Below are 5,116 nucleotides of genomic sequence, written 5' to 3'. Positions count from 1 at the left end.
GTCTCAGAAAGACGGCCAAGAGACCGGACACAGCGACGGTTCCGGTGACGTAAAGCATCAGGGCGTAGCGTTCCTCGCCCCAATATGGGTTGTTGCGGCCCGTCATAACGGGTAGCTCGTCTACGGTCATGGCTACTCCGGCACCGAACGGGACGCTCCACCATTGATTCGCCCGCGATGGATGCAGCACAAGTGCGACGCAGCCGACGGTGAAAGCGATTGCGGTGCCGGGCACGAAGTGGTGGATCCGCAGCCTGTTGTTGTACGGGATCATTGCCAATGTCCGACCGAAACTGCGAACCCGCGGCATGAACCGCCTGCGCTCACGCACGTAGTTGAGGACCCGTGAGGCTGCCACCGTCACCGAAAAACTCAAGGTCATCCCAAAGACGACCCGTTCCACGGCAGGTGAGCTGCGGAAACCACGTACCAGGTCCTCGCCGGCATCCATCAGCGTGCCTGTTCAGCCCTTGGCCAGATCCAAAAAGCCCGTACCTCTCTCGCAGACAGCAGCTGCTGACGGTCACCGCGGCATTAGGCCGGTTTTGTGGCGCCGGTCGGGCATGTTTTTCCGCGCCGAGCGCATCTGTTTGGTGATGTCGGACCGTGTTGGCAGTGATGTTTTATGCGCTTTGGCCTGGTGTCGCCATATTAGTACTCCGGCAATGAGAGCACAGACAAGGAGTGCTCCGGATCCAAGAGTGATACCACCGCGTCTGCGGTCCGCTGCGGGGTCGGCTTCGCGGCTGCCCGTGAGTTCCCGCGTTTTCGCTCCCGTCGCCGCGAAGATTCCGAGGGCCTGCCGTTTGGTTGAATCCACGGCCTCGGCCGCGTGTGCCTTGTAAGCGTCGGCCTTCTGTTTCGCCTGCTTTTTCACGTCGAGCCGTTCGGAGAGCTGTTCAACCGTGTGGCCGAGTTCGGCGCGGGTGGCGTCAATGTCAGCCTGTATTTCGCTGGTCTCTGCGTCCTTGCCTGGTTCTGGCGTATGCGGGGTTGTGTGTTTGTTCATCGGTGACCGTGTTCCTTTACTTCCTTGACGTCACGTTTGACGTTTTCCATGGTTGCCTCCGGGGCCGGCGGAGCGGCCTTCTTGACTTGCTTCTTGCCTATGAGTGCGGCTATACCGGCGATGATGAACAGTGCCACGGTGACGATCAGGGCACTGAGCCAGGCAGGTATCAGCAGGGCCAAGGCTAGAATGATGGTGGTGATCAGTGTGGCGCCGCCGAAAAAGGCCATCAGCCCCGCGCCACCGAACAGACCAGCGCCGACTCCGGCGTGTTTACCTTTGTCTTTCAGTTCGGCTTGTGCCAGCCGCAGCTCGTCGCGCACTAATCGTGTTGTCTGTTCCGATAGTCGCGTGACCAGTTCAGAAACTGGAGTCTCTGAGGCTTTCGACGGTTCCAAGGGGGCATGACTCATAATTGTTCCTCTTCCAAAGGGTCGGACATTGGTGCGTTTGTTGTTGAGTTGTCAGTTTCCGGGCCATTCGCCGGTGACTTTTTCAAACAGTCGCGCGCCGCCGCGGTGTAGGAGTGCCTTGACGAGGGCGAACACCGCACCTTGAATCAGGGCGGCGACCAGGACTTCCTTAAAGGAAATGCCGGTATCGAGCGCTTTTGGGGCTTTTTGGTTGCCCTGTGGTGCGGCGTGTTTCCACCCTTGTTTGAAGACCTGTCCGGCGATCAGACCGCCGATAATGCTCGAAGTGATGCCGATGGGCTGATACAGGCGCTTCGCGGATTTGCTCGCCGTCTTGGGCGAATCCGTTTTCGGTTGAGGTGTCATCTGGCTCTACCCTTTCGTGGGAGTGAACAGCATGTTTACTGGTTGGATCCGTGCGTCCGGTCGGGCTCTTCGCGCAGTTCACGTCCCTGCCGGACCTCTTCGCGTTCCTTGTCCCGCAGCTTTTTGCTCTGGCGGGTATCCCGGGGCGGCAGCTGGATGGTTTCTTCGGCCTCAAAGCCGGCCTGCAACTGGCGGCCGCGCTCCATCTCCGCATCGAGTTCAGCGCCGAAGAGCAGGGACAGGTTCGCGAGCCAAAACCACAGCAGCGCCACAATGACGCCACCGATGGCGCCATAGGTGGCGTTGTAGCTGCCGAAGTTGCTCACATAGAAGTAGAAGCCCAACGACGCTACGGCCAGCACCAGCAATGCGAACAGTGCGCCCAGGCTCATCCACTTGAATTTGGGTTGCTTCACATTAGGGGTCGCGTAATACAGGATCGCGATCATCAGCACGGCAAAGAAGATCAGCACCGGCCACTTGGCGATACTCCAGATCAGTACGGCCACCGAACCGAGCCCGACGACGTCGCCGATCATCTGGGCGATGGGTCCGGAAACCACCAGCAGGATGGCGATCAGCACCACCAGCAGCAAAAGCACGAGGGTAATCAACAGCATCATCGGCTTCAGCTTCCAGAACGGACGGCCTTCATCAACCTCATACACCTTGTTCATCGCGCGTCCGAATGCGCCCACATAGCCCGAGGCGGACCAGAGGGCAGCAGCAAGGCCGATGATCAGGGTCAGTCCTGCGGCCGGGGAGCTGACGAGGTTCGTAATGACCGGCCGCACTGCGTCGGTGGAGCCCGGGGCAACCCCCTCAATCAGCGAGAGCATAGCGTCAGTTGTCGCCTGCGCCTGTCCGGTAACGCCCAGCAGCGAGACCAGTGCCAGCAATGCAGGGAAAATGGACAACACCGCGTAGTAGGTCAGGGCCGCCGCCAGATCGGTGCACTGATCGGCGGTGAACTCGCGGATCGTCTTCTTGACGATGTACTTCCGGGCAGGCTTCTCAATCTTGGCGGGACTGTCCGGCTTGCGGTCATCCTCCGGATGCGGGGTCGAGCCGGCCTTGCTGGCCGCATCTTCGTTGCTGGTTGACACGTCTTACTCCTTCAGGAAGTCGACTTCTCATCCGGAGCCCGGAAGCCGGTCACCGGATCAACTGTTGCCGAATCCCCGTTGCCTGAAGACCTGACCGCGTCCGTCACTTTATCCGTGGCTTTATGCGCGGCTTCAGCACTTTTTTCCTTGACCAACGGAGCCTTCTCCTTCGCGGCTTCACCTGCCTGGCTGACCGTCCGCTGCAACCGGGGATTGCGCCACAGGCGCTGCGCCTGCGTACGGATCTGCTCATACCGCTGGCGACCGGCACGTGCACCGAGCACATAACCGGCGCCGGCGGCCCCAAGGATGACTAACTTTCTGATCATGGTCAACTCCCATCAATTGATCGATCCGCCCACTCCGGACGGATCCGCATACTTACGTTCTGGTTCCCAGCCACTTTCGACATAGTGGTCAGTGATGGTTATCGGTTTTCAATCTACGCGCGAACGCCGCCAATAGTAAGCCTGCTGTCTACATTGAGGGTTGCGTTCCAACCGCGAACGCCGCAACTCCTCCACCATGGAGGGCGCCACTGTTACCGGGTGGTCCGCCCCCTCCACTTCCACCCCTGCGCCAGCAGAACGATGCCGGCGACCAGGAACAAAACAGAGATCAGCTCCAGCGCGATTAACGCCACGACGAGGGCACTGACCGCAACCGCTGCGAGCACAATCAATACGACCCGGACAATGCGGACTGCAGCAGATGTTTCGGGAACGGAGAACGCCGCCGCAAGCTCCGGCTCCTCGGCCTTAAGCCGCGCGGCCAATTCCTTCCAATCGCGCTCATGCTTTTTGGAGAGCATGGCACACCACCGATCTAATAATAAGTAAGCTTACTGTTTATATGGTATCGAGATTCTGCCTGCCTATCCAGAGCGTCCGCCCCGCAGGCAAGCGGTGCTCTGCGCCGGCCGGCGCTTCGGGCCGGTCGGTGCTTGGGGGCATCGGATCTGCGGCGTCGGCTGGGTGGATTCTGTTCACGGGACGGTCATTTCCACCCGCAGCGGGCCGGCCTATGGGGCCGCTGGCACCGGCCTTATCAGCAGTCTCGAGGTAACTATTTGCCGGCAGTCCGCTCATGCGGCGTTGATTGCCGGATATGGCGTCGCGGGCTGTCGCAGCTGCGGGTGCAGTTTGAAGCGTGCCCGTTGGGTCTGCGGTATGAGCTGAAGGTACTGGTTGTGGGTGGCCATGATTGTTCGCAATAGCGGGCAGAACGGCAGTACCGCCAAACGGCGCCGGTGAACTTCAGCCAGGGCCGCCCGGATAAGGATTCTGTCCAGGCCCCGTCCCTGAAAGCCTCGGTTCAGCTCCGTGTTGAGGAACCAGATGTCCCTGCCGTGCATTTCATATCGAATGTATCCGGCCACTGATCCGTCGACGTATATTTTGAACCGGGACGCAGCGCGGTCATTTTGAACGATCGCCACGGGATCCTCCTCGGTTTGGGAGGTCATTGCCGGTGGCTTCCCGTGCTTCAATTTCTGCGGTGAGTTCGTAGTACCGCCCCAGGGTGTTAATGCCGATCCGGTCGGAGTCGAGCTGGCGATAGAGCCGGCTGCTGAGGGCGAGTAAGCCATCAGTGGACATCCTCGACAGATCGGCCGCTTCACTGTTGCCGCTGCCGCGCGGCAGAGAAAACCGGGGTGAAAGAGCGAAGCTCATGCTGCCACCCCCATGGCAGGATCGCCGATCATCAGGGCCGGGCATTGAGGAAGTCCGGCCGGCGCAATCACTGCGACTTCCTCCGGTGCGGGTTCACCATTGAGTTCGCCGGTGCAGAATTGCCGCAACCGTTCCAGCCCGGGCCCGTCGATATGTTCGGCTTCGGATAAGTCGACCGCAACGGCCAGTCCGCCGGCGAAAGCGCCGGCGCGGCGGATAACGGGGAAAAGGGCCTTGCAGTTGTTGCCGGTGAGGCAGCCGGTGACGTTCACAACGGCGCTGGTGCTGTCTATATCGAGTCGCACGAGGACTCGCAGTTTATGATCCACGGGTTCTCCATCAAAGAAGAAAAGGTCCATGGCCAACTGCTCAACCAAAAATTAGACTACAAAACATATACCCGTTTGCGCAAGGGGCCGCGTTGACTCATAGAAAACCTCCGCGTAACTGCATACGTTGCCTCAATTGAAAACCTCCGCGTAGCGGCGTGGTTCACGGTGTAGGCAGCTGTTGCAGGTTATGCCCGTTTCTATGGAGCTAACGATGGCC

10 protein-coding genes are annotated in these 5,116 nt (G+C 59.9%); all 10 read right to left on the bottom strand.

Annotated elements, in window-relative coordinates; translation table 11 throughout:
- On the bottom strand, nucleotides 1-451 hold a 451-nt coding region (locus Y707_RS0101595; protein WP_026533811.1), incomplete at its 3' end, for a hypothetical protein.
- A 72-nt stretch (nucleotides 452-523) separates the two neighbouring features.
- Entirely contained in the window at nucleotides 524-1,009 is a 486-nt protein-coding gene (locus Y707_RS22585) for a DUF3618 domain-containing protein (protein ID WP_035779886.1), read from the bottom strand.
- Nucleotides 1,006-1,422: a phage holin family protein gene (locus tag Y707_RS0101585; protein WP_035779884.1), complete on the bottom strand. Its 417-nt coding sequence runs from the start codon at nucleotides 1,420-1,422 to the stop codon at nucleotides 1,006-1,008. The genes Y707_RS22585 and Y707_RS0101585 overlap by 4 nt, the downstream gene beginning before the upstream one ends.
- A 51-nt stretch (nucleotides 1,423-1,473) precedes the next feature.
- Complete coding sequence (locus tag Y707_RS0101580; RefSeq protein ID WP_026533809.1) at nucleotides 1,474-1,788, bottom strand: DUF4235 domain-containing protein; 315 nt, start codon at nucleotides 1,786-1,788, stop codon at nucleotides 1,474-1,476.
- 35 nt (nucleotides 1,789-1,823) lie between these two features.
- Nucleotides 1,824-2,894 carry a YihY/virulence factor BrkB family protein gene (locus Y707_RS22580; protein ID WP_035779881.1) on the bottom strand — a complete coding sequence of 357 codons (1,071 nt, stop codon included), beginning with the start codon at nucleotides 2,892-2,894 and terminating at the stop codon, nucleotides 1,824-1,826.
- An 11-nt stretch (nucleotides 2,895-2,905) separates the two neighbouring features.
- Entirely contained in the window at nucleotides 2,906-3,223 is a 318-nt protein-coding gene (locus tag Y707_RS22575) for a hypothetical protein (RefSeq protein ID WP_035779879.1), read from the bottom strand.
- Nucleotides 3,224-3,435: 212 nt separating this feature from the next.
- Nucleotides 3,436-3,705, bottom strand: coding sequence for a DUF3040 domain-containing protein (locus Y707_RS0101565; protein WP_026533808.1), 270 nt, complete (start codon nucleotides 3,703-3,705; stop codon nucleotides 3,436-3,438).
- Nucleotides 3,706-3,978: 273 nt separating this feature from the next.
- Nucleotides 3,979-4,332 (bottom strand): GNAT family N-acetyltransferase, encoded by a 354-nt coding sequence (locus tag Y707_RS22570; protein WP_051441537.1) that lies wholly within the window; start codon nucleotides 4,330-4,332, stop codon nucleotides 3,979-3,981.
- Nucleotides 4,313-4,567: a hypothetical protein gene (locus tag Y707_RS31145; RefSeq protein ID WP_026533807.1), complete on the bottom strand. Its 255-nt coding sequence runs from the start codon at nucleotides 4,565-4,567 to the stop codon at nucleotides 4,313-4,315. Before Y707_RS31145 ends, Y707_RS22570 begins: the two co-directional genes overlap by 20 nt.
- Complete coding sequence (locus tag Y707_RS28690) at nucleotides 4,564-4,896, bottom strand: hypothetical protein (protein ID WP_155852634.1); 333 nt, start codon at nucleotides 4,894-4,896, stop codon at nucleotides 4,564-4,566. The genes Y707_RS31145 and Y707_RS28690 overlap by 4 nt, the downstream gene beginning before the upstream one ends.
- Nucleotides 4,897-5,116 lie beyond the last annotated feature (220 nt).

The organism is Arthrobacter sp. H14, assembly GCF_000520495.1.
In the GTDB taxonomy this organism is placed as follows: Bacteria; Actinomycetota; Actinomycetes; order Actinomycetales; family Micrococcaceae; genus Arthrobacter_C.
The sequence above is the reverse complement of the archived record's forward strand: the minus strand, read 5'-3'. Positions and strand labels throughout refer to the sequence as shown.

Excerpts from the sequence above, each read along its gene's own strand:
- Y707_RS0101585 (WP_035779884.1), bottom strand. The coding sequence starts at position 1,422 with ATGAGTCATGCCCCCTTGGAACCGTCGAAAGCCTCAGAGACTCCAGTT.
- Y707_RS0101565 (WP_026533808.1), bottom strand. The coding sequence starts at position 3,705 with ATGCTCTCCAAAAAGCATGAGCGCGATTGGAAGGAATTGGCCGCGCGG.
- Y707_RS22585 (WP_035779886.1), bottom strand. The coding sequence starts at position 1,009 with ATGAACAAACACACAACCCCGCATACGCCAGAACCAGGCAAGGACGCA.
- Y707_RS31145 (WP_026533807.1), bottom strand. The coding sequence starts at position 4,567 with ATGAGCTTCGCTCTTTCACCCCGGTTTTCTCTGCCGCGCGGCAGCGGC.
- Y707_RS22575 (WP_035779879.1), bottom strand. The coding sequence starts at position 3,223 with ATGATCAGAAAGTTAGTCATCCTTGGGGCCGCCGGCGCCGGTTATGTG.
- Y707_RS0101580 (WP_026533809.1), bottom strand. The coding sequence starts at position 1,788 with ATGACACCTCAACCGAAAACGGATTCGCCCAAGACGGCGAGCAAATCC.